This window comes from Arsukibacterium sp. (genome assembly GCF_033721375.1).
Lineage (GTDB): Bacteria > Pseudomonadota > Gammaproteobacteria > Enterobacterales > Alteromonadaceae > Alishewanella.
The window spans coordinates 133,835-154,644 of sequence record NZ_JAWWAP010000001.1 but is presented as its reverse complement, the minus strand read 5'-3'; the positions used below and the strand labels follow the sequence as shown (position 1 = coordinate 154,644).

23 protein-coding genes are annotated in these 20,810 nt (G+C 49.4%); 8 read left to right on the top strand and 15 right to left on the bottom strand.

Annotation, left to right across the window (positions count from 1 at the left end; all coding sequences use genetic code 11):
- The first annotated feature begins 141 nt into the window (after window positions 1–141).
- Both R3187_RS00685 and R3187_RS00680 read left to right on the top strand, forming a co-directional pair.
- Window positions 142–1,311, top strand: coding sequence for a vWA domain-containing protein (locus R3187_RS00685; protein WP_318964775.1), 1,170 nt, complete (start codon window positions 142–144; stop codon window positions 1,309–1,311).
- Between the two features lie 33 nt (window positions 1,312–1,344).
- Window positions 1,345–2,406, top strand: coding sequence for a sulfite exporter TauE/SafE family protein (locus R3187_RS00680; RefSeq protein ID WP_318964774.1), 1,062 nt, complete (start codon window positions 1,345–1,347; stop codon window positions 2,404–2,406).
- Between the two features lie 149 nt (window positions 2,407–2,555).
- Here R3187_RS00680 and atcC read toward each other — a convergent pair whose 3' ends face one another.
- The 6 genes from atcC to asnB form a co-directional block, all read right to left on the bottom strand.
- Window positions 2,556–3,449 (bottom strand): cold adaptation protein AtcC, encoded by an 894-nt coding sequence (gene atcC / locus R3187_RS00675; protein ID WP_318964773.1) that lies wholly within the window; start codon window positions 3,447–3,449, stop codon window positions 2,556–2,558.
- A 24-nt stretch (window positions 3,450–3,473) separates the two neighbouring features.
- Complete coding sequence (atcB, locus tag R3187_RS00670; RefSeq protein ID WP_318964772.1) at window positions 3,474–4,235, bottom strand: cold adaptation protein AtcB; 762 nt, start codon at window positions 4,233–4,235, stop codon at window positions 3,474–3,476.
- Window positions 4,232–4,831 carry a cold adaptation protein AtcA gene (gene atcA / locus R3187_RS00665; protein WP_318964771.1) on the bottom strand — a complete coding sequence of 200 codons (600 nt, stop codon included), beginning with the start codon at window positions 4,829–4,831 and terminating at the stop codon, window positions 4,232–4,234. Before atcA ends, atcB begins: the two co-directional genes overlap by 4 nt.
- A gap of 78 nt (window positions 4,832–4,909) precedes the next feature.
- On the bottom strand, window positions 4,910–5,191 hold the full coding sequence (locus R3187_RS00660; protein ID WP_318964770.1) for a J domain-containing protein: 282 nt from the start codon (window positions 5,189–5,191) through the stop codon (window positions 4,910–4,912).
- Window positions 5,192–5,303: 112 nt separating this feature from the next.
- On the bottom strand, window positions 5,304–6,446 hold the full coding sequence (locus tag R3187_RS00655) for a hypothetical protein (protein ID WP_318964769.1): 1,143 nt from the start codon (window positions 6,444–6,446) through the stop codon (window positions 5,304–5,306).
- 185 nt (window positions 6,447–6,631) lie between these two features.
- Window positions 6,632–8,296 carry an asparagine synthase B gene (gene asnB / locus R3187_RS00650; RefSeq protein ID WP_318964768.1) on the bottom strand — a complete coding sequence of 555 codons (1,665 nt, stop codon included), beginning with the start codon at window positions 8,294–8,296 and terminating at the stop codon, window positions 6,632–6,634.
- A 208-nt stretch (window positions 8,297–8,504) separates the two neighbouring features.
- On the opposite strand from asnB, the gene R3187_RS00645 reads away from it, so the two are divergent.
- The 6 genes from R3187_RS00645 (at window position 8,505) to R3187_RS00620 (ending at window position 13,682) form a co-directional block, all read left to right on the top strand.
- Window positions 8,505–9,335 carry a DUF3025 domain-containing protein gene (locus tag R3187_RS00645; RefSeq protein WP_318964767.1) on the top strand — a complete coding sequence of 277 codons (831 nt, stop codon included), beginning with the start codon at window positions 8,505–8,507 and terminating at the stop codon, window positions 9,333–9,335.
- Window positions 9,336–9,379: 44 nt separating this feature from the next.
- Complete coding sequence (locus tag R3187_RS00640; RefSeq protein ID WP_318964766.1) at window positions 9,380–10,177, top strand: ATP-binding cassette domain-containing protein; 798 nt, start codon at window positions 9,380–9,382, stop codon at window positions 10,175–10,177.
- A 1-nt stretch (window position 10,178) separates the two neighbouring features.
- On the top strand, window positions 10,179–11,381 hold the full coding sequence (locus R3187_RS00635) for an ABC transporter permease (RefSeq protein ID WP_318964765.1): 1,203 nt from the start codon (window positions 10,179–10,181) through the stop codon (window positions 11,379–11,381).
- A gap of 127 nt (window positions 11,382–11,508) precedes the next feature.
- Window positions 11,509–11,715, top strand: a complete 207-nt coding sequence (locus tag R3187_RS00630; protein WP_318964764.1) for a bacterioferritin-associated ferredoxin — start codon at window positions 11,509–11,511, stop codon at window positions 11,713–11,715.
- 176 nt (window positions 11,716–11,891) lie between these two features.
- Window positions 11,892–12,782, top strand: a complete 891-nt coding sequence (locus R3187_RS00625) for an aspartoacylase (protein WP_318964763.1) — start codon at window positions 11,892–11,894, stop codon at window positions 12,780–12,782.
- Window positions 12,783–12,869: 87 nt separating this feature from the next.
- Complete coding sequence (locus R3187_RS00620) at window positions 12,870–13,682, top strand: substrate-binding periplasmic protein (RefSeq protein ID WP_318964762.1); 813 nt, start codon at window positions 12,870–12,872, stop codon at window positions 13,680–13,682.
- 42 nt (window positions 13,683–13,724) lie between these two features.
- On the opposite strand, the gene R3187_RS00615 is transcribed toward R3187_RS00620, so the two are convergent.
- The 9 genes from R3187_RS00615 to rsxA are packed head-to-tail and all read right to left on the bottom strand — an operon-like array spanning window position 13,725 to window position 20,767.
- Complete coding sequence (locus tag R3187_RS00615; RefSeq protein ID WP_318964761.1) at window positions 13,725–14,210, bottom strand: GNAT family N-acetyltransferase; 486 nt, start codon at window positions 14,208–14,210, stop codon at window positions 13,725–13,727.
- Window positions 14,211–14,241: 31 nt separating this feature from the next.
- Window positions 14,242–14,643 carry a lactoylglutathione lyase gene (gene gloA, locus R3187_RS00610; RefSeq protein ID WP_318964760.1) on the bottom strand — a complete coding sequence of 134 codons (402 nt, stop codon included), beginning with the start codon at window positions 14,641–14,643 and terminating at the stop codon, window positions 14,242–14,244.
- An 8-nt stretch (window positions 14,644–14,651) separates the two neighbouring features.
- Window positions 14,652–15,284 carry an endonuclease III gene (gene nth / locus R3187_RS00605; protein WP_318964759.1) on the bottom strand — a complete coding sequence of 211 codons (633 nt, stop codon included), beginning with the start codon at window positions 15,282–15,284 and terminating at the stop codon, window positions 14,652–14,654.
- A 15-nt stretch (window positions 15,285–15,299) separates the two neighbouring features.
- Entirely contained in the window at window positions 15,300–16,004 is a 705-nt protein-coding gene (locus R3187_RS00600) for an electron transport complex subunit E (protein WP_318964758.1), read from the bottom strand.
- Window positions 16,001–16,633: an electron transport complex subunit RsxG gene (gene rsxG, locus R3187_RS00595; protein ID WP_318964757.1), complete on the bottom strand. Its 633-nt coding sequence runs from the start codon at window positions 16,631–16,633 to the stop codon at window positions 16,001–16,003. The genes R3187_RS00600 and rsxG overlap by 4 nt, the downstream gene beginning before the upstream one ends.
- A complete protein-coding gene (gene rsxD / locus R3187_RS00590) occupies window positions 16,630–17,697 on the bottom strand; it encodes an electron transport complex subunit RsxD (RefSeq protein ID WP_318964756.1) in 1,068 nt (355 codons plus the stop codon). The genes rsxG and rsxD overlap by 4 nt, the downstream gene beginning before the upstream one ends.
- Window positions 17,694–19,631 carry an electron transport complex subunit RsxC gene (gene rsxC / locus R3187_RS00585; protein WP_318964755.1) on the bottom strand — a complete coding sequence of 646 codons (1,938 nt, stop codon included), beginning with the start codon at window positions 19,629–19,631 and terminating at the stop codon, window positions 17,694–17,696. The genes rsxD and rsxC overlap by 4 nt, the downstream gene beginning before the upstream one ends.
- Window positions 19,632–19,634: 3 nt before the next feature.
- Entirely contained in the window at window positions 19,635–20,186 is a 552-nt protein-coding gene (gene rsxB / locus R3187_RS00580) for an electron transport complex subunit RsxB (protein ID WP_318964754.1), read from the bottom strand.
- Window positions 20,186–20,767, bottom strand: a complete 582-nt coding sequence (gene rsxA, locus R3187_RS00575; RefSeq protein WP_318964753.1) for an electron transport complex subunit RsxA — start codon at window positions 20,765–20,767, stop codon at window positions 20,186–20,188. The genes rsxB and rsxA overlap by 1 nt, the downstream gene beginning before the upstream one ends.
- Window positions 20,768–20,810: the final 43 nt, after the last annotated feature.

Sequence of the window (20,810 nt, the reverse complement as noted above, 5' to 3'; positions counted from 1 at the left end):
GTAATACGCGCCGACCACAATATTTGCCCTGGCTCGTCGCAGCAACTCGCTGCGGCTGGCGCCTTCGCTCAGACACTCTGCGCCGACCAGAACAAATTTCTGGTCGTCTCTTTTGACGGTTTGGCTTGTGACCAATAGATTATGCTAATTGACTTCTTTTTTACCCTGCGCAAATACGGTTTAAAAACCAGTATTACCGAACTGCTGGATTTACTGAATGCATTAAAACAGCAGGTGATCTTCGCCGATACTGAAGCCTTTTATCAGTTGTCCCGGTTATGCCTGGTAAAAGATGAAACCCAGTATGATAAATTCGACCGGGCTTTTGCTGACTATTTTGCCGGCGTAGCCGAAGTGGATATTGCCGCCAGCATACCGCCGGACTGGTTGGTACCAGAAGTGCTACGCAAATTAAGTGATGAAGATAAAGCCAAGCTGCAGGCACTGGGCGGCTTAGATAAATTGCTGGAAACGCTGCGTGATCGCTTAAAAGAGCAGCAAAAGAAGCACAGTGGTGGCAATAAATGGATAGGCACCGGCGGTACCTCACCTTTTGGCGCTTATGGCTTTAACCCCGAGGGGATACGGATTGGTCAGCAGGGCAGCGGGGCACGCCGGGCCGTAAAGGTATGGGATAAGCGTGAATTTCAAGACCTGGATACCGACAGCGAGCTGAATAACCGCAGTATTAAACTGGCATTGAAACAACTGCGTAAATTTGCCCGTAGTGGTAGCGAAACCGAACTGGATTTACATGGCACTATCCAGGCAACATCAGAGCAAGGCGGCTGGCTGGATCTGCGCTTTATTCGTGAGCGGCATAATGCGATAAAATTATTAGTATTTTTTGATGTTGGTGGCTCGATGGATGACCATATCGAGCAGTGTCAGAAATTGTTTGCCGCGGTAAAAACCGAGTTTAAGCATCTGGAATTTTTCTATTTTCATAACTGTGTGTATGAAGGCGTCTGGCGGGATAATAAACGCCGTTATACCGAGCAGATAAAAGTTGACGATATTATTCACACCTATGGCAGTGACTATAAGCTGATTTTTGTCGGTGATGCGACGATGGGGCCTTACGAAATAGAATATCCCGGTGGCAGTGTTGAGCATTTTAATGAACTGCCGGGTAAAGTCTGGTTACAACGACTGACAACTCAGTACCCCAAAGCAGTCTGGCTGAACCCGCAACCAGAGCAGTGGTGGAGCCACTACTATTCGATAGAGATGATCAATCAGTTAATGACAAAGCGGATGTATCCGCTGACACTGGACGGGCTGGGCAGGGCAATTAAAACCTTATTGTAAGCGCAGACACTAAATGTATTCAGGATGTGCCGTATGACTTTACCTTCGATCGGGAAAGCGCCACTAAAATCCAGGTTATGGCTCTGGTTGCTGTGGCTGGCAGGCTTTTATTCTGTCTGGTTATGGTTGGTTGCGGGTATGGGTTACTGGTCTGATGCGGTGGCGCATTGGCCAATGGCCGTGGCAATGGCCGTTGGCAGCTATGCGGCGGGTTCTACGCCGATGGGCGGCGGCACAGTTGGCTTTCCGGTATTGGTGCTGCTGTTCAAGCTGCCGGCAAGTTTAGGCCGTGATTTCAGTTTTGCTATTCAGTCCATCGGCATGACGAGTGCCGCTATTTTTATTCTGGCCAGACGCCAGCCATTGGCCTGGGCCACGTTAAAAGGTGCCATGCTGGGGGCGTTAATCGGCACGCCCTGCGGGATCTTCTTTATCGCGCCCTATATTCCTGAGCTATGGATTAAGCTGGTATTTGCAGTTATCTGGGCCAGTTTTGGTTTGCTGCATTTATTTCGCTTAAATGAAATAGCCGGCCACACCGGCATGACCGACTTTGATGAGCGCTGGGATTTTAAGCTGGGCCTGTGGATTGGTGTGCTGGCAGGTGCCACTGTAGCAGCGGTGACCGGTGTCGGCATTGATATGGTGCTGTATACCGCGCTGGTATTGCTGTGTCGCGCCGATTTAAAAATTGCTATTCCAACCTCAGTAGTCATTATGGCTTTTACCTCAGTGCTTGGTGTTGCAGTTAAAACCCTCTCGGGCCAGGGGCTGGCTGCGGGCGTATTTGAAAACTGGCTGGCAGCAGCACCGGTGGTGGCAATAGGCGCGCCGCTTGGCGTTTTTATTGTCGCTAAAATCGGCCGTAAGCCGACCTTACTGGTCGTTGCTACGTTATGTGTTGGCCAGTTTATCTGGACCTTGTATGCAGAGCAGCAGCGACTGGGCGTAAGTGGCATAGTGCTGGCACTGCTGGCTGTTACAGCCTGTCTGGCCGGATTTGAGCTGTTGCGGCGCTGGGGTGCGGTGTTAGTGGGTGAGAAAATGGCCAGAGCAGAGGCAGCGCTGCTGACAGAAGCACAGGCAGCGAAGTAGCCTGAACCAGGTTAGCAGATAGCCACTCTGCATCCGGGTGATACAAGCTTTTGATTCATTGAAGTGCATTAAGCCACGCAGCGATCTAAGGTGCGGGCAGCGCGTTGCTATAGCTGCCCGGAAAATGATAGACCGGTGGCTAAGGTATACTACAGCTCCAGATACTGCGGCCAGCCGAGTAATGGGTTGGTTAAGCCTTGTTTACCTTCAAAGGCATCAAGCTTCTCCGGTGAGGCGTCCTGTTTTGCCAGGGTCTGATATTCTTTAGCAAAGTTAAGAGTGCGCAGCAGCGCTGGCACAAAATGCTGACCTAAATCCTGACGGATAGCATCGGCGTTGGCCTTTGGCAATTCAGCCAAAGTTGCTTCAGTTTGCAGGGTAAAGAAGGTTTCATTAAACCAGTGCGGTTGCAGCGTAATAGTGTGCAGGCGTTTTTTCAGGTCCTGCCGCACTTTGTCTCCACCGGTCAGCGCCCGATAAAATACCACTTCGGCCAGGACTTCTTCCAGACTGAAATGCTCAAATTCATCGAAGTGACTACGGGCATAAAACTGTTGTTGCAGCAACTGCATTGACTGGCTGCGCCGGTGCTCGGTTAACGCCTGCTGATAATATTGCCAGCCGGCCCAGTCTTCAGCATCGGGTGGGCTGGATAGCTGTTGCAGTAACTGTTCGTCTACGTCGCCATACAACGATTTAGCCCCGGCTGGCCGGCTGACGGTGCTGAGCATAGACCAGCCTTTCTGAAAGGGTTTTACCAGCCCTTCCGGCGCCAGTAACAACGCCAGCGCCCGCTGCGGGTCTTTATCTGTCAGCTCCAGTAAGCCAAGGCTTACCACCCCTATCACATCGTGTGCTGCTTGCTCCAGCAAATGCATTTTATATTTGTTGTAAAATTTATCGGCAAATTTCAGGCTCATCAGCACGGCTTTGCTTTTAATTTGCTGCAGCTGTGCAGCGCTTAGCTGCTCTGCGGCAACGGCTTTATTGATAACCTGAGTTAAAAAGGGGCCGGTGCTACCATCCCGAAGCATTAACTGCATTGGTCTTATCCTTTAAGTGCGGGGTTAGTCGAGAAAACTGAACATATCGTCCACTTCAGCAAATTCATCGCTGGCCTGGTTTTTCTCTTTCGCCTGCATAACCAGCTCGGTTGCAAACTTATTAATAATGCCTTCCCAGCCTGAGTTTTCGTTCCGGATAAGTGCTTTAATCGCCTGTTCTACTGAGGGCGCTAACTGACGGATAAGGGCCAGTAAGCTGCGCGGATCGTCGATACCCAGACCGTGGGCATCTTCGTTCATCTGCCGCTCGGTGTAGCGAACGGCTTCTTCCAGATCTTCCTCTTCATCATGCAGCATGTCGTGCAGGCCTTCATCGTCTGGTATCGCTTCGCCGCGATACAATTCAATAAAGGGGATAGATAAATAGAACAGTCCGGCCGGATCGTCGGCAACGCATTCCAGAATTTCTGCTTGTTTCTCTTCGCTGTCCTGGGTACGGATAAGATAGGTTAGAAAATCGAAAGTGTGTTGCTGCAGCTCTTCGGCATTGTTTTTAATCTTTTCTTCCCAGTACAACGGTTGCTGACAGACAATGTCGCGGATCCGCTCTGGGCTCATCAGTTCAGAGATAATAGACGGAAATGAAATATCGTGCTGGCTGTTCATCTGAGTGAGGGTGACAATATCAATATTTTCAATTACTTCAACTAATTGCTCATCGCTCATTGTGTTGGCAATAAGCTCAAATTTTTTGCTGGCCTGTTTGGGCTCGATTACCGCCAGCTCTTTAATTTCGGCAGCCGCAATCTCAATTAAATTTGTCATTCAGGTTTCTCTCTGTTAAAGCGAATGTCGTCATACTGATTGTCGTAACCGGGTTCGTCGGTGTCGTCGTCCTGATCATTGTCACTGTCATAATCGTCACCACCATAGTTTTCAGCGGTATAGCTGTCGTTGTCATCGTTAAAATCATCCTGCTCGCCAGTGTCATCGCTGCCGGCAACCCTGCTCTGACCGGGTTTACTACTGATATCGCCATGTTCCATTAAAAACAGCACTGCGCAGCTTTCAATCAGCAGCGACTCAGAATAAGCACGGATAGCTTTAACCAGCTCAATATCAGCATTATTAAAGGCCGCGGAAACTTTAAATTCATCCCAGTCCGGAGCCGTGCCGGTGCTTAGCCAGTGCTGCCATTTTGCGATGGCCGCCGGCACAAACTTTACCCGGCCATACAATGCCACTGGCAGATATTCTGGCAGCGATGCCAGTAATTCCGGGTCACGCAACAATACTGCTTTCATTTTTGCAGTATATTGCTCCAATGCTTTCGGGGTTTCCGGGTCCAGATAGGATTCTATATTTTCTCTGGCATCGGTTTGCAGCGCACGAATGCGCTTTAAATTCAGTTTTGCAGCCATAAAAGGGTAACGACCTTATTCTGGTTAACCAGCGTTAGTTAAAAGTAGTAGTAAATCCTGACAATAATAGCAGATTACTTAGTAATACTGGTCCCATAGCTCCTGCATGGCAGCAGCGGGATCGGTAACGATTACGTTGTTAAAATCTTTTATAAAGGCTGATTTCAATTTTGGATCGGCCAGCACATCATAGGCCTGTTTTACCCGTTGTAACTGGATGGCAGCCTGCTCTTTTTCATCGTCGCTCAGCCCTAAAAGCTTATCGGGATGATAACGGTTAGCCAGACGTTTATAGGCTTTTTTAATATCTTCATCGCTGGCGTTGGTTTTAACGCCAAGCACGCGAAAATGGTTAATCATAGATGATCCTGCAACAGGGTTATTAAAGCAGTATGGCCAGCTGGCGTTATGATACTCCCAGCACCAGCACCAGCGACTGGCCGATAATCATAGCAGAAGGCAGCCTGGCTACCTAGTGCTGCGTGCTGCCATTTTGCTCTGGCTGGATAAACCAGCGCGGATCAATGCTCAGTTGGAACAGCAATGGCGAAAAGCGTTTAAAATTAGTGGCATTCGCCTGACACTGAATATTTTTCGGATACTGGCTTTTCCACGGATCGTTAACCAGATAAACCTGATTGTCCGCCACCGCGACGCCCTCTATCGAGCTGTTATCCATCTTTTCATAAGCGGGACAATTGTTGTTGCTGTTGGTTGGCGCATAAAAATGCAAAGTCTGGACAAAAGGCGTTTTTTGCTGGCTGATATCGATGATCCAAAGCTGGTTATCATTACGCGCCGCGCCAATCAGATAACCCGGATGGCTACTGTCGGGATGAGGCAGATAATCCAGACCATTTAGCGGATGATTATTGGCGTCGGGAACCGGCAGCGTAAAACCACTGTCAGCAACTGCAATAAAATTTGCTGAAGACCAGAAGTCTGCGGTGTAGGGCGTAACAAAAATCATCGGTGCATTGGCCTGGTTTTTCTCCAGCGCCAGATACAAATTACCGGCGTTATCAAAAGCCAGGCCTTCAATACCGTCATTACTGAAATTACCTACCTTGGCCGCTGCGGGAAACTGTACCGGCCTGATCGCAACAATTTCGGCCCGGCTAAGGGCTTTATCGGTTTGGATTTTTACCAACAGAGTAGGGTATGGCGTCGAGTGAGTAGCACGATAGCGCTTAGCGCACTGTGGGCTCAGGGTAAAATCAGACGAGTCTTCGGTTACGCTGATAAGTGTCGTATCGTCCTGACGGTCCCAGGTCAGGGATTCCCAGTCAGGATAGTTTGTCAGAAGCTCAGCAAAACAGCTATTTTTCAGGTGGTTGGCGACGGTAATAGTAACCGGTGGTGCAATCAGCTGACCGGTTTGCGGATTTATTCTGAGCAATATATTGCGCATAGCCACAGCTGAGCTGTTATCGCCAATATGGACAAGCTCACCGTGGCGCAGGGTTAAGCCGGAGCTTTGCGGATCAAGCAGGGTCTGGCCCGCCTCATCGGTCAGCCACTTACCGGCCAGATGCAATTCTGTGGCAGCAGCTTGAAAAAAGCCAGTCGCTGCTAATGTCAGGCTGCCGGCTAAAATAGTGGATAATAAATGCATGGTGTCTGTCCCTGGCAATGCTTTGCGGTTGAACGTTTGTCAGTGCAACCGCGATAACGTTATCGCATGGTCATCATTAACCTTTATTGTGCCAGTTAATTGCCGCAGCGCCTATATTAGCCAGGGAAATTAGCTGCACAAATAAAAAAGGCCACCCTGAGGTGGCCTTGACACACTAGGGCGTGTTAGTAGCCCTGGGAGTGCACGTCACGCACTGCCCGGCCGGATGGGTCGGTCATTTCGGCCATTTTGGCATCCCACGCCAGTGCTTCGGGTGTCGAGCAGGCGACTGATTTACCGCCCGGTACACAGCTGATGGCGCCGGCATGCGGGAAGTGCTCTTCGAAAATAACCCGGTAATAGTAGGCTTCCTTGCTGTCCGGGGTATTAACCGGGAAGCGGAAGCTGGCAGTGGCCATTTGTTGATCACTGACTTCTTTGGCTGCGTGAACTTTTAAACTGTCAATCCAGTTGTAACCGACGCCGTCTGAAAATTGCTCTTTCTGGCGCCAGAGAATTTCGTCTGGCAGCAAACCATCAAACGCCTGGCGCAGAATCTGCTTTTCCATTTTGCCGCCGCCGCACATTTTTGCCTTTGGATTTAAGCGCATGGCGACGTCCATAAACTCTTTATCAAGGAACGGCACCCGGGCTTCGATACCCCAGGCCGACATGGCTTTGTTTGCCCGGTTACAATCAAACATATGTAAGCGGTCAAGCTTACGTAACGTTTCTTCATGAAACTCTCTGGCGTTGGGCGCCTTATGAAAATACAGGTAGCCGCCGAATATTTCATCAGAGCCTTCGCCTGATAACACCATTTTAATGCCCATCGCTTTAATTTTACGGGCCATCAGATACATTGGGGTAGAGGCACGAATTGTGGTTACATCGTACGTTTCCAGGAAGTAAATCACATCACGCAGTGAATCCAGTGCTTCCTGCACGGTAAAGTGCACCGTATGATGCACAGTGCCAATGGCATCGGCTACTTTCTGCGCCGCCACTAAATCGGGTGAACCGGGTAAGCCCACTGCAAATGAGTGTAGCCTGGGCCACCAGGCTTCTGACTGGTCGTTGTCCTCAATCCGCCGTTTGGCATATTGCTGGGCAATGGCTGAAATAAGCGAGGAGTCCAGGCCGCCTGATAACAATACCCCATAAGGCACGTCTGACATCAGGTGGGTTTTAACGCTGTGCTCAAGCGCCGCTTTTAATTCCGCTTCGCTGGCCGGGTTGTCTTTAACGGCATCAAAACTCTGCCAGTCGCGTTTATAATAGCTGCGTAGCTCGCCAATCTTACTATCGAAATAATGGCCTGGCGGAAATTCTTTAATCTGCTTACATACCGGCACCAGGGCTTTTAATTCAGAGGCCACAAATAGCTGGCCGTTCTCATCATAGCCATAGTACAGCGGAATAATACCGATATGGTCGCGTGCTATCAGATAGCGGCTTTGCTCGGCGTCATACAGAATAAAGGCAAACATACCGTGTAACTGGTCAATAAAATCGGCGCCATGTTCTAAATATAATGGCAGAATAACTTCACAATCTGACCTGGTTTTGAATGGATAAGGACTGGCAAGCTCTTTTTCGAGTTGCTTATGATTGTAGATCTCGCCATTCACTGCCAGAATGTGATTTCGATTATCATTAATAAGAGGTTGGGCGCCATTTTCAGTATCTACAATTGCCAGACGCTCGTGCACCAGAATGGCATTATCGTCATTCCAAATGCCTGACCAGTCCGGACCGCGATGACGTAATAACTTAGATAACTGTAGCGCCTGCTGGCGCAACGCTTTAACATCAGTACTGATGTCAAGCACCCCAAATATCGAACACATGATAACCTCTATTAATTTATAATCGAAAAAATTTTTACCCAATGGATTTCGAAAGACGATGGGTAAATTTTGGCAGTATGTACGTCTATACGTACCCAGTGAATGTGCCATGCCAGCATAAAATTGCAAGCGCTTTTTGCCGGTTTCGTTAACTAATTCGGCGCAATGAAACCGACAGCGTATCAAGACAGGATAACGAACAAACGCGATGAGCAGCAAAAACCGTAAAAACCGTTTCGTTGCCCCGGTGGATTGGTCAGTGCAATTACTGCAGCAAAATCCGATATTCAGCGACTTAACCAAACGCTATCCGTTGGCTGATTATAATGAGTGGCCAAGCCTTAACGACCTTAATCAGTGGTTGCAGCACACGCCAGTTCAGTTGGTACCCAATGAGGTATTAGAACAGGATGGTCGCTATTACGAGCAATTTATAGCTTCCGCCAAACTGGTTCCAACCCGGCTGAACAACTGGCATGACTTTTTTGGCGCTTGTATCTGGGGTTTATTTCCGCAGACCAAAGCCCTGCTAAACCAATTGCATATCAATGAAATAGCCAAACACGGTCTGAAACAGCGTGGTCAATTACGTAATAAACTGACCCTGTTTGATGAGTGCGGGGTGAAAATTTGCCTGGAGCCAGCGGCAGCAGCGCATGCAACACTGCTGCGCCAACACCAGTGGCAGCAAAGCTTTGTCGACAGACGTGCTGATTGGTGGCAGAGTATCAGGCCGGTAATTTTTGGCCATGCAATCTATGAAATGGCGACTGCACCTTTTATTGGCTTAACCGCCAAATGCCTGTTTTTAAATGTTCCAGCAGGGTTTAGCCAATGGTCTTTAACAGATGCTTACAGTTTTCTTGACCAGAAATTGCAGCAACAAATTGCTAACGGCCAGTTACTTCTTGATAATCAACAACTGACCCCTTTGCCACTGTTAGGGGTGCCTGGCTGGTGGAGTGACAACTGTCAGCCAGAGTTTTACCTCAATACGGACTATTTCCGGGCGCTGGCTGTAAAAAAATTAAAGGTGTAAAAAAATTAGCAGCGAAAAAACCAAGCAACGATTAGGAAGCTTAGATGATTGAAATAAAAGGGTTAGCTAAGGCGTTTGCTATCAGCAAAGGCAATAAATTATCGGATACTGAAAAGCAGGATGTCCGTTACAGTGAAAAAGCGTTTCATTCGGTACGCGATGTCAGCTTTTTATGCGGTTCCGGTGAAGTGCTGGGCTTACTGGGGCCAAATGGCGCCGGTAAAACAACCACTTTACGAATGTTATCTACCGCGCTGAAACAAGACAGCGGCTCGGTATTTATTAATGATATCGATGTGTTACAAAAGCCGATTCAGGCCCGCAAGGAAATTGGCTTTTTGTCCGCGGATACCGGCCTGTATGGCAAGCTGACCGCCTTTGAGAATGTCGCCTATTTTGCCCGGTTACATGGCATGAAAGATCCTGCTATAAAAACCCGGATTGATGAGCTGTTCAGTATGCTGGATATGCATACGTTCGCTAACCGGCGGGTCGATACGATGTCGACCGGTATGAAACAAAAAACCGCCATCGCCCGCGCGGTGGTGCACTCCCCTAAAGTGGTTATTCTGGATGAGCCAACCACGGGTTTAGATATTATGACAGTTCAGACGGTGTTGGATTTTATAAAATCACTAAAAGCACAGGGCACGCCAGTGATTTTTTCCACTCATCACCTCGATGAAATCGGCGCTCTGTGTGATCGGGTTGTGGTAATCGACAAAGGCATCAGCAGTTTTTCCGGCAGCCTGGAACAGTTCCGGCAACTGACACCGGATGGTGATTTACGTCAGGCATTTTTAGCCGTTATTGCTAAGCAACCACAGCAGGGAGCAGCCTAATATGTGGCAGGTCTATTTTAAAGAGTTAACTGAATTACTTCGTGATAAAAAAACCCTTATTTTTGTAATTTTATTACCCATTCTTATTTTTCCGGTGCTGTTTGGTATTGTCGGCCTGGTAATGGCCACTACAACCAGCAAAGCGATGGAAGAGCAGCACCGCTATGTCATCATCAACGAGCAGCAGGCGCCTGAATTTGCCGAAGCGTTGTTTTACCATAAAAATTTTAAGAAAGTTGAAACCACATTAAGCAGCGAACAAGAGCTGGTAGCTGCCATCCGTAATGATGAGTTTGATGTGGCGCTGGTCATTCCGGCCGACTTTGCCAGCCGCAAAGCCGCGGTGCAGCAAACCGAGTGGCAGTTAATTTATAACCGCTCGTCGCAGCTGGATTTTATGTATAACTATTTCGATGAAATGCTGAAAACCTACACCGAAGAGTTGCAGCGAGCTACGCTGAGCCAGCTGGGGGTAGATCCGGCTAACCTTACGGCGTTATTAAAACCGGTTCAGTTAACCCGGGTGAATACTGCAGAGCAGCGCGAAAACATTGGTGAGAGCATGGGCGCTATTTTGGCCTATGCCCTGGTATTGCTGTGTTTAAGTGGTGCTATGTATCCGGCGGTGGATATGGGCGCGGGTGAAAAGGAGCGCGGCACGCTGGAAACCCTGTTAATTTGTCCGGTCAGCCGCACTGCTATTGTGTTGGGTAAGTTTTTAACCGTCCTGACGACGGCACTGATGACGGCGCTGATAACGGTGGTAAGCCTCGGTGTATGGGGCGCAATTATCAGTGCTTTTGCTGATCTATCCAAGGTGTCTGAGGCGCTGGCCAGCATAACTATCGTTGATTTAGTGCTGATGTTCTCGTTACTGCTGCCAACAGCGGCCATTTTTGCTGCCTTGCTGCTGGCTATCTCGATATATGCCCGTACCTTTAAAGAAGCGCAGAATTATATGAGCCCGCTGACGATATTGGTGATTGTGCCATTAATGATAGCGATGGCGCCTGGCATGGAGCTGGATGTTACTACTGCTTTAATTCCATTGACGAATATTGCACTGGCGATTAAAGAGTTACTTAAAGGTACCGCAGATTACGGCTTACTGGCACTGATCTTCGCCTCCACCACGGCGTTGGCTGCTGCGCTGATTGCGTTCTGTGTTCATTGGTTCCAGCAGGAGAAAGTCTTGTTCCGCTAAGCTCAGTATTGACGCTGACTGGCCGGCAAATGCCGGCCATTTTACTAAAATGGTATTGATAACAATTCGCAGTTAGATTAAAATGACGCTGTTTGTTAACCAATAACGGTAAAGGTAAGGCAGCGCGATGTACGTATGTTTATGCAAAGCAGTATCAGATAAAGCCATCAAGCAAAATATTGCCAATGGTGCCTGCACTATGCGTGATCTGAAAGCTAACCTTGGTGTCGGCAGTCAGTGCGGTAAATGCGTAAGTCAGGCCAGTGCTATTTTGCATAACGAACTGGTTAAACAATGCCGTGATGTCAACGATTTGGCCAAACCTGCTGCCTGAGCATCAGCATCGTTCTTCTTAAGCCTGCCGCCGCTGCCATTATCGGCAAATAAATCCGTACTTTTATGTCTGTTCAGTTCTGTTTTCTTACCATTAACGCCATAATGCATACATATCAATACGCTAAGCTTAGTGCGTAGCGGTAAAGCGCTGACGGCATTACTAATGGAGATAATATGGATAAAATAAAACAGGTCGCCATTGTTGGCGGCGTTCATGGTAATGAGTTCTCTGGGATTTATTTAGTTAAACATTATCAGGCAAGGCCAGAACTTACCGAACGAACCAGTTTTGATTGCCGCTGTGTCTGGGCAAACCCCGAGGCGCATTATGCGAACAAACGTTATTTGCACAGCGACTTAAACCGGCAGTTTAAAAATGCCGATCTCGCTAATCCTTCGCTTAGTAATTATGAGCAGAGCAGGGCGAAAGTCCTGAATGCGGAACTCGGTCCTAAAGGTGCAGCAAAAACCGACTTGCTGATCGACCTACACAACACCACCAGCAATATGGGCGCCTGTTTGATTCTGACCCAGGCCGGGCCTTTTTATAATCAGTTGGCTGCCTATGTCAAAATGGTGATGCCGGAAGCGATTATCTCAAGGGACGAAGACCATTTTAATGCCGAAGACCATGCGCTGATGTGTACTCTGGGCCGCTATGGCGTGTTGGTAGAGGTGGGTCCACAGCCGCAATCTGTCCTCAGACATGATGTACTGGAACTGATGGACCGGATGACCCGCCATATTTTAGATTTTGTTGAGTTGTATAACACCGACAAGGTACCTGAACTGCCAAGTCAGACAGAAGCCTTCCGTTACTTGCACAGTATTAAGCTGCCGATGAATGAACAGGGCGAGCGACTTGGCATGGTCCACAAAAATGTGCAGGACAAAGACTATCAGCCGATTAACCCCGGCGATCCGATTTTTATGTTATTTGATGGTACCGAAATTTGTTATGACGGTGAGCAGACGGTTTATCCGACATTTATCAATGAGGCGGCTTACTATGATAATAATCTGGCAATGTCGTTAAATGAAAAAGTCGTTATTACCCTGGATTAAAAATTCTGCCGGTACGTTTTTTTATTGGAATATATGTGTTATTAATTTGCTACGCATTTAATGGCAAATCAAACCGGAGTCGTTTGCATGCCGAAGTTTATGCTTAGTTTAATCCTGATAACGAGCGGATTGCTCTGTAGCAGCATGGCAGATGCAGTGCCAATGCAGGCCGAGCCGCCAATTTTGCAACTGTATACCGAACACAGTCCGCCCGGAGAGTATCTTGATGCCAATGGCAACGTCAGCGGCGCAACGGTGGAGCTGATTAAGTTGTTACTCAGCCGGCTGGACCAGCCTGCCACTATTGAGTTGTTGCCCTGGGCCAGAGCATTCGAGCGGGCAAAGCTGCAGCGCAATAGTGGTGTATTTGAAACAGTGCGCAATGCTGAACGCGAAGCAGATTTCAAGTGGGTGGGGCCACTGAAGATGCATGCTATTGGTTTATATGGCCGCAGTGATATTTTCAAAGGCAGTAATCCAATCCCGGTGGCAAGTAATAAATATCTTGCCTGTGAGTACCGGCAATCGGTTCATGTTAACGCATTAAAAAGAATGGGCTTCACCGAAGGACGTAACCTGGTTCTGACGGTAAACCATGGTGATTGCTTTACCTTGTTGCTCAAAGGCCGGGTGCAACTGGTGGTGCTGAATGAAGCTGCCGTTAGCGAACGACAGTTACAGATGCAGCAGGCCGGTTATGAACTGGTGTTGTTACAACAGTTAAGTCAGGTGCGGCTGTATCTGGCGCTGTCGCTGGATATCGATGACAATGTTGTCGAGCGCTGGCAACACGCACTGGAACAAACTTATCGCGACGGTAGTATGCGACGGTTGTATCAGGGTATATATAGTGAACAAATGATCAGCAATCTGGAAGATTTCGCCCGAAAACCAGGCTGAGCAGACACCACCGCAATGCGGTGGTGTTGGCCTGACTGCGGCTTAGTCAGCCGTCGCCAATGCTTTTATCTGTTGTTCAGTCAGGCGGTAACCCAACCATTCGGTTTTTTCCTGGGCGCTTAATGCCTGATAGAATTTAATCGCCGGGGTATTCCAATCCAGTACACTCCATTCAAAGCGGCCACAATCGTTTGCGGCGGCAATTTTTGCCAGTGCTTTAAATATCGCTTTACCCGCTCCGGTGCGCCGTGCTGTCGGCGTAACATAAAGATCTTCCAGATAAAGGCCATATTTGCCAAGCCAGGTTGAGTAATTATAAAAATAAACGGCAAAGCCAATTGGCTGGCCTTCATTTTCACATATTAGTGCATGAGCTTTAGCATCGCTGCTAAATATAGTTTGCCGGATCATTTCAACTGAGGTCAGCACTTCGTGCTCGGCCTTTTCAAAGATGGCCAGCTCAGTAATAAATTGTAAAATCGTCTCTGCATCACTGGGTGTTGCCTGGCGTACGGTAAGGTCGGTCATGGTTGCTCCATTGTCTTCAAGACACAGTGAGTTACAGGCTGTCGTAGCGTGCTTTCTTCTGAATAAGTTCTATGGCGTAATTATCAGGATCCCGGACAAAAGCGATTTCAGTGGTACCGCCTTTTACCGGCCCGGGTTCACGGCTTATTACGCCACCTTTAGCACGAATTTTATCGCAAGCGTCGTATACATTGTTTACTTCCAGCGCGATATGGCCAAAGGCATTGCCTGAATCATAGCTGCTGGTATCCCAGTTATAAGTCAGCTCCAGCACTGTATGTTCACTTTCATCACCGTAACCAACAAAGGCCAGCGTGTACTTATATTCGGTGTTTTCAGACTGGCGCAGTAATTTCATGCCCAGTACGTCCGTGTAAAAGGCGATAGATTTTTCCAGGTTACCGACGCGCAGCATGGTGTGTAACATTCGCATAAAAACTCCTATTCGGTTTTGTCTTTATATTCGCACAAGTCTTCAATGATACAAGAGCCACATTTAGGCTTGCGCGCAACACAGGTATAGCGGCCGTGCAGAATAAGCCAGTGGTGGACATCGAGTTTAAATTCGTTCGGCACCACTTTAAGGAGTTTATGTTCGACCTCGTCGACATTTTTACCCGGTGCCAGTTTAGTGCGGTTAGATACCCGGAAAATATGGGTGTCTACTGCAATGGTGGGCCAACCAAAGGCGGTATTTAGCACTACGTTGGCGGTTTTTCGGCCAACGCCGGGCAGGGCTTCCAGCGCTTCGCGGTTTTCCGGTACGATGCCACCATGCTGCTCAACCAGAATACGGCAGGTTTTAATCACATTTTCGGCCTTGGTATTAAACAGTCCGATGGTTTTAACATAGTGTTTAACCCCATCGACGCCAAGGTCCAGCATGGCCTGCGGCGTGCGTGCCACCGGGAATAAATGCTTCGTCGCTTTGTTAACGCCAACGTCAGTCGCCTGGGCAGATAATAAGACGGCTATTAACAGCTCAAAAGGTGAGCTGTATTCAAGCTCAGTGGTCGGCTTTGGATTAGCTGCCCGCAGTCGGCTGAGGATTTCAATGCGTTTTTGTTTATTCATTAATCAGATATCGCCCTACTGAGCAGCGCCGGTAACCCGGGCCCGGGTAATACTGGCTTCCTGCTGCTGCCGCTGTTGTAATCTGGCATCAATCAGGTTTTTCAGGGCAATTAACAGCCCCATGCCAATAAAGGCGCCAGGCGGTAATATCGCCAGTAAGAACTGGGTCTCCAGCTTGAACAACTCTATCCGCAATACCGCAGCCCAGTCACCAAGCAACAGATCAGCGCCATCAAACAAGGTGCCCTGGCCCAGGATTTCCCGCATGGCACCAAGGGCCACCAGAACCAGCATAAACCCCAGGCCCATCATCAGCGCATCAATGGCTGACGGTAGCACAGCATTTTTAGAGGCAAAGGCTTCGGCGCGACCAATAATGGCACAGTTGGTAACAATTAACGGGATAAAAATGCCCAGTGACTGATACAGACCAAAGGTATAGGCGTTCATCAGCAGCTGCACTACGGTAACAAAACTGGCAATAATCAGCACGAAAACCGGAATGCGGATCTCTTGCGGTACCACCGTTCTGACCATTGACACCACGATGTTAGAGCCCAGTAAGACCAGCAGGGTTGCCATGCCCAGGCCAAGAGCATTGGTTACCGTACCGGTAACGGCCAGTAACGGGCATAACCCCAGCAGCTGCACCAGCCCCGGGTTATTGCGCCACAGCCCCTGTACCGCGAGTTCACGAATACTGTTGGTATTGTCGGTCATTGCATTGCTCCGCAATTAGCCGGCCGGCTTGCCAGTTCAGGTTGTTGCAATACCAGCAAGCCGGCATTGTACACAGCGTTAACCACCGCCCGTGGCGTAATGGTTGCGCCAGTGAACTGATCAAACTGACCGCCATCTTTTTTCACAGCCCAGGCTGACTTATTATCAGGGCTGACTTGCTTGTCCTGAAAGCTTTCAATCCAGGCTGAGCGCCGGCGCTCAATCTTATCGCCAAGCCCGGGAGTTTCCTGATGGTTCAGCACCCGGCTGCCCAGAATGCTGCCTTCCGGGGTTACTGCAACCATTAAATCAATATTACCGCTATAACCATCAGGTGCTGTGGTTTCAACCACAAAAGCACTGATTTGGCCATCATCCCGTAAGCGATAGATGGCTTGTGGGGTAGGGCGGCCCAATAAGTCTTCATTTGTTACCAAAATGCAGTCGGCCAGTAAGCTTTCACTTGCAGTATTCTGGGGCAGCACATCGTTCAGTGTGGCCAATTTATTTTTCAGCTGCTGTTCGGCAATTTTAGGTTGAGCCAGTTGGTTTACTAAACCCAGAATAGCCACACAAATCAGCGCAACCAGAGCCAGCAGCAGCGCGTTTTTTGATATAGGCAATATCATTTTTCAGCTCTCCTGGCTTTGTGACCGTATGTCCGGGGCCGGGTATAATAATCAATTAATGGCACGCTCATGTTAGCCAGCAAGATGGCAAAGGCCACCCCATCTGGATAACCGCCATATTTGCGAATAATAAAAATCATAAAACCAATCAGCGCGCCGTAAAACAACCGGCCATTATTGGTAGTAGATGCCGAGACCGGATCGGTGGCAATAAAAAAGGCCGCCAGCATGGTCGCTCCGGAAAACAGCTGAAACAGCGGGCTGGGATTAGTGTCAGCGGCCGCCAGCCAGCTTAGCAAACTGATCAGAAATAAACTGCCGAGTACCGCTACCGGAATTCGCCAGCCAATAACCCCAAGTTTTATTAACATTAAACCGCCGGCAAGGTAGGCCAGGTTTACCCAGAGCCAGCCGGTACCGGCAATGCCGTAAAACACTGGTTTTTGCAGGCTTTCTGTTAGCGTCAGGCCGGCAGCGAGATCAGTTCGCAGTGTATCCAGCGGTGTCGCCATCGACACACCGTCAATGCCACTTTGTAACTGACTAATGCTGAAACCACTGCAACTGTACTGACTGAACACCGCGCAGACGGCATCTAACGGTGTCAGTGATTCAGGTTGCAGACTGATACTCGGCAGCCACTGGGTCATTTGCAGCGGAAAAGCAATCAGCAACATAACATAGGCTGCCATTGCCGGGTTAAACAGGTTGTTGCCAAGGCCGCCGTATAATTGTTTAACGATGACGATTGCAAAAAATGTCCCGATAACAATCAGCCACCACGGCGCATAGGGCGGTATGGCAATGGCCAGTAATACCCCGGTCAGCAGGGCGCTTTGATCTTGGAGCCGTAGCAGTACCGGCTTATTTCGCAAGCGCATAACCAATGCTTCAGCCAACCAGGCAGTTATGATTGCCAGGATTAACTGCACCAGCACGCCGTAGCCAAACAGCAGCGCTTGCAGCACAATACCGGGTATGCAGGCCATGACCACTAACAGCATTATCTGCGCAGTACTGCGGCTGACTCTGTTGTGGGGCGAGCTGGCAATTTTAAAACTCATGATTTCTCGCTGTCTGCTTGTTTTTTTGCTTTAGCCCGGGCAACGGCCGCGGCAATAGCGGCTTTGCGTGGATCTGTCTCGGCCTGCGGGGTGCTCTGGTCTATCGGTTCTGGTTGTTTGGTTTGCTCCGCCTCAACCATTGTTTCCTGCATATCGGCCTGAGCCTGAGCGGCTTTTTTGGCTTTGGCTCTGGCAATAGCCGCAGCGACTGCTGCACTTTTGGCAGTTGCCGGCTTATCAGCTGGTGCTTGCTCGCGGCTGGCGTCCTGCTGGGCTGCAGGTTCCTTATCAGGCTCGGTTGTGGGCATGTCAGCAGCCTTCGCCGCCTGGTAGGCCCGGGCTTGTTGCTTTTTCGCTTCCCGCTCGGCCAGTATCTGCACACGATCTGCGGGGGCGGCATTTTGCTCCGCCTGTTTAGCTTTAATTCTGGCGAGCGCATCTGCTACCGCAGTACTGTTGCTGCTTGTTTGCTGCGCTTGTTCCCGTGCCTGGGCAAGTTGCTGATTACGAGCCATCCGCTCACGTTTTTCCTGCTCCAGTCGGGCATTTCGTGCCTCGAAGCGGGCTTTAGCCTGCTCTGCTTTTACCGCTTCTCGTTGCTGCTCCCTGATGTCAGCTTTGGCCACCCGGTAATATTGCACCAGCGGAATTTCACTGGGGCAAACGTAAGCACAGGCGCCGCATTCAATACAATCAAACAGGTTATATTCATCCAGTTTCGCCGGATCTTTGGCTTTGCTGTACCACAGCAATTGCTGTGGCAACAAGCTGGCCGGGCAGGCATCAGCACAGGCACTACAACGAATACAGTCGAGTTCAGGCCCAGGCTCTGGCAACTCTTGCAGGCTTGGTGCCAGAATGCAATTGGTTGTCTTCGTGACCGGCACAGATAAATCGGGCAGGGTAAAACCCATCATGGGTCCACCCATAATGATTTTGCCGCCATTTGGACCCTGATAGCCGCAAAATGTCAGAAGGTCGCTGACAGGAGTGCCAATTAATGCCTGCACATTCTGCGGTTGACGCAACGTTTCACCGGTGACGGTGATTATCCGTGACAGCAGTGGCTGATCATCCAGCACGGCCTGAGCAATAGCAAACGCAGTACCGACATTCAGCATCACAATCCCAATGTCGATGGGGCGGCGACCGGCCGGAACCTCTTTATTAGTTAACAGCTGAATTAGCTGTTTTTCACCGCCGGACGGGTATTTTGTCGGGACTTCGCGAACATAATAGTGCTCGCGCTGACTGCAGGCCGCTTGTAATGCAGCACTGGCAACAGGTTTATCATCTTCGATGCCAATTAATACCGCTTTTGGATTAAGCAATTTACACAGAATATCAATACCTTTGACAATGGTAATCGCTTCTTCCTGCATTAACGCATCATCAGCACTGATATAAGGCTCGCATTCCACGGCATTAATAATCAGGTAATCTACCGGTTGGGTTAAGCCCGCCTTTAAGTGAGAAGGAAACCCAGCGCCGCCCATGCCGGCAATACCGCTTTCCTGAATGCGCTCCAAGAGGCTCAGATTATCGGTAGTGGCCAGATTGAGCGGATGGCGGTCGCGCCATTCATCCAGCCCGTCCGGCAGTAGCGTGATGGTGTTTTCCGGCAATGCTGACGGATGGGCACTGGTATGGTCGCCAATGGCCTCAATCGTGCCAGAGGTGGGGGCATGCACCGGAACAGCCATCGAGTTATCAGCGCTGGTTAGCGGTTGACCTTTTAGCACCCGCTGACCGGGACTCACCATTATATGGCCAGCGACACCAATATGCTGGCGTACCGCAATATAAAGGCGCTCGGGCAGAGGCAGCACAGCAATAGGTTTTTGCGCGGTTTGCGCCTTGCGGGTAGGCGGATGAACGCCACCGTGAAAGTCCCACAATTTACCTGCCTGAATTTGCTCAAATAAACTCGGCACCTGTTACTCCACCTGGGTTATCGGAATGGCTTTTAGATCCCACTTCCAGCGCTCTGGAGTTGGGGTTACCGGTAACATATCAATACAATCAACCGGACAGGGATCAACACATAAATCACAACCCGTGCATTCATCGACGATAACGGTGTGCATCAGTTTTGATGCACCGACTATCGCGTCTACCGGGCAAGCCTGGATGCATTTGGTACAGCCGATACACTCATCTTCCCGGATATAGGCTACCCGCTTAATTGCGACAGTCTGGGCGGCATTTAGTGGTTTAGCTTCCACGCCCATTAAATCGGCCAGTTTACGAATAGTGCTGTCCCCCCCCGGTGGACACTTATTAATATCATCGCCATTGGCAATGGCCTCAGCGTAAGGCCGGCATCCCGGGTAGCCGCACTGGCCGCATTGGGTTTGGGGCAAAATATCATCAATCTGCTCGACCAGCGGGTCGCTCTGTACTTTAAAGCGCACAGCGGCAAACCCAAGCAAGCCACCAAATAGCAGCGCCAGCCCGCCCAGGATAAGTAGTGCAGTCAGTAAACTCATCAGACTTTCACCAGACCGGTAAAGCCCATAAATGCCAGTGACATCAGACCGGCAGTAATCATGGCGATGGCCGCGCCTTTAAACGGCACCGGGACATCGGCTGCGGCGAGTCGTTCGCGCATGGCAGCAAACAAAATTAATACCAGCGAAAAGCCCGCTGCAGCGCCGAAACCATAAACCACTGAGTTAATAAAGTTGTGCCGTTCATTGACGTTTAATAAGGCTACGCCCAGCACAGCACAATTGGTTGTGATCAGAGGTAAAAAAATCCCGAGCAACCGGTACAGGGTAGGGCTGGTTTTATGAACCACCATTTCGGTGAACTGCACCACCACTGCAATAACCAGAATAAAGCTTAAGGTGCGTAAATAAAGCAAATCAAACGGGGCTAATAAAAAGGTGTCTACCAGATAACTGCAAATGGAGGCCAGGGTCAGCACAAAAGTGGTTGCCAACGCCATACCAATAGCTGTCTCCAGCTTCGAGGACACGCCCATAAAAGGACACAGCCCCAGAAACTTTACCAACACAAAGTTGTTAACTAACACTGTACTGATCAGTAGAAGAAGGAATTCGGTCATCGTTAGGCTTAAATAGTCCGGCTCAGACAGTTAACAGGCCGGT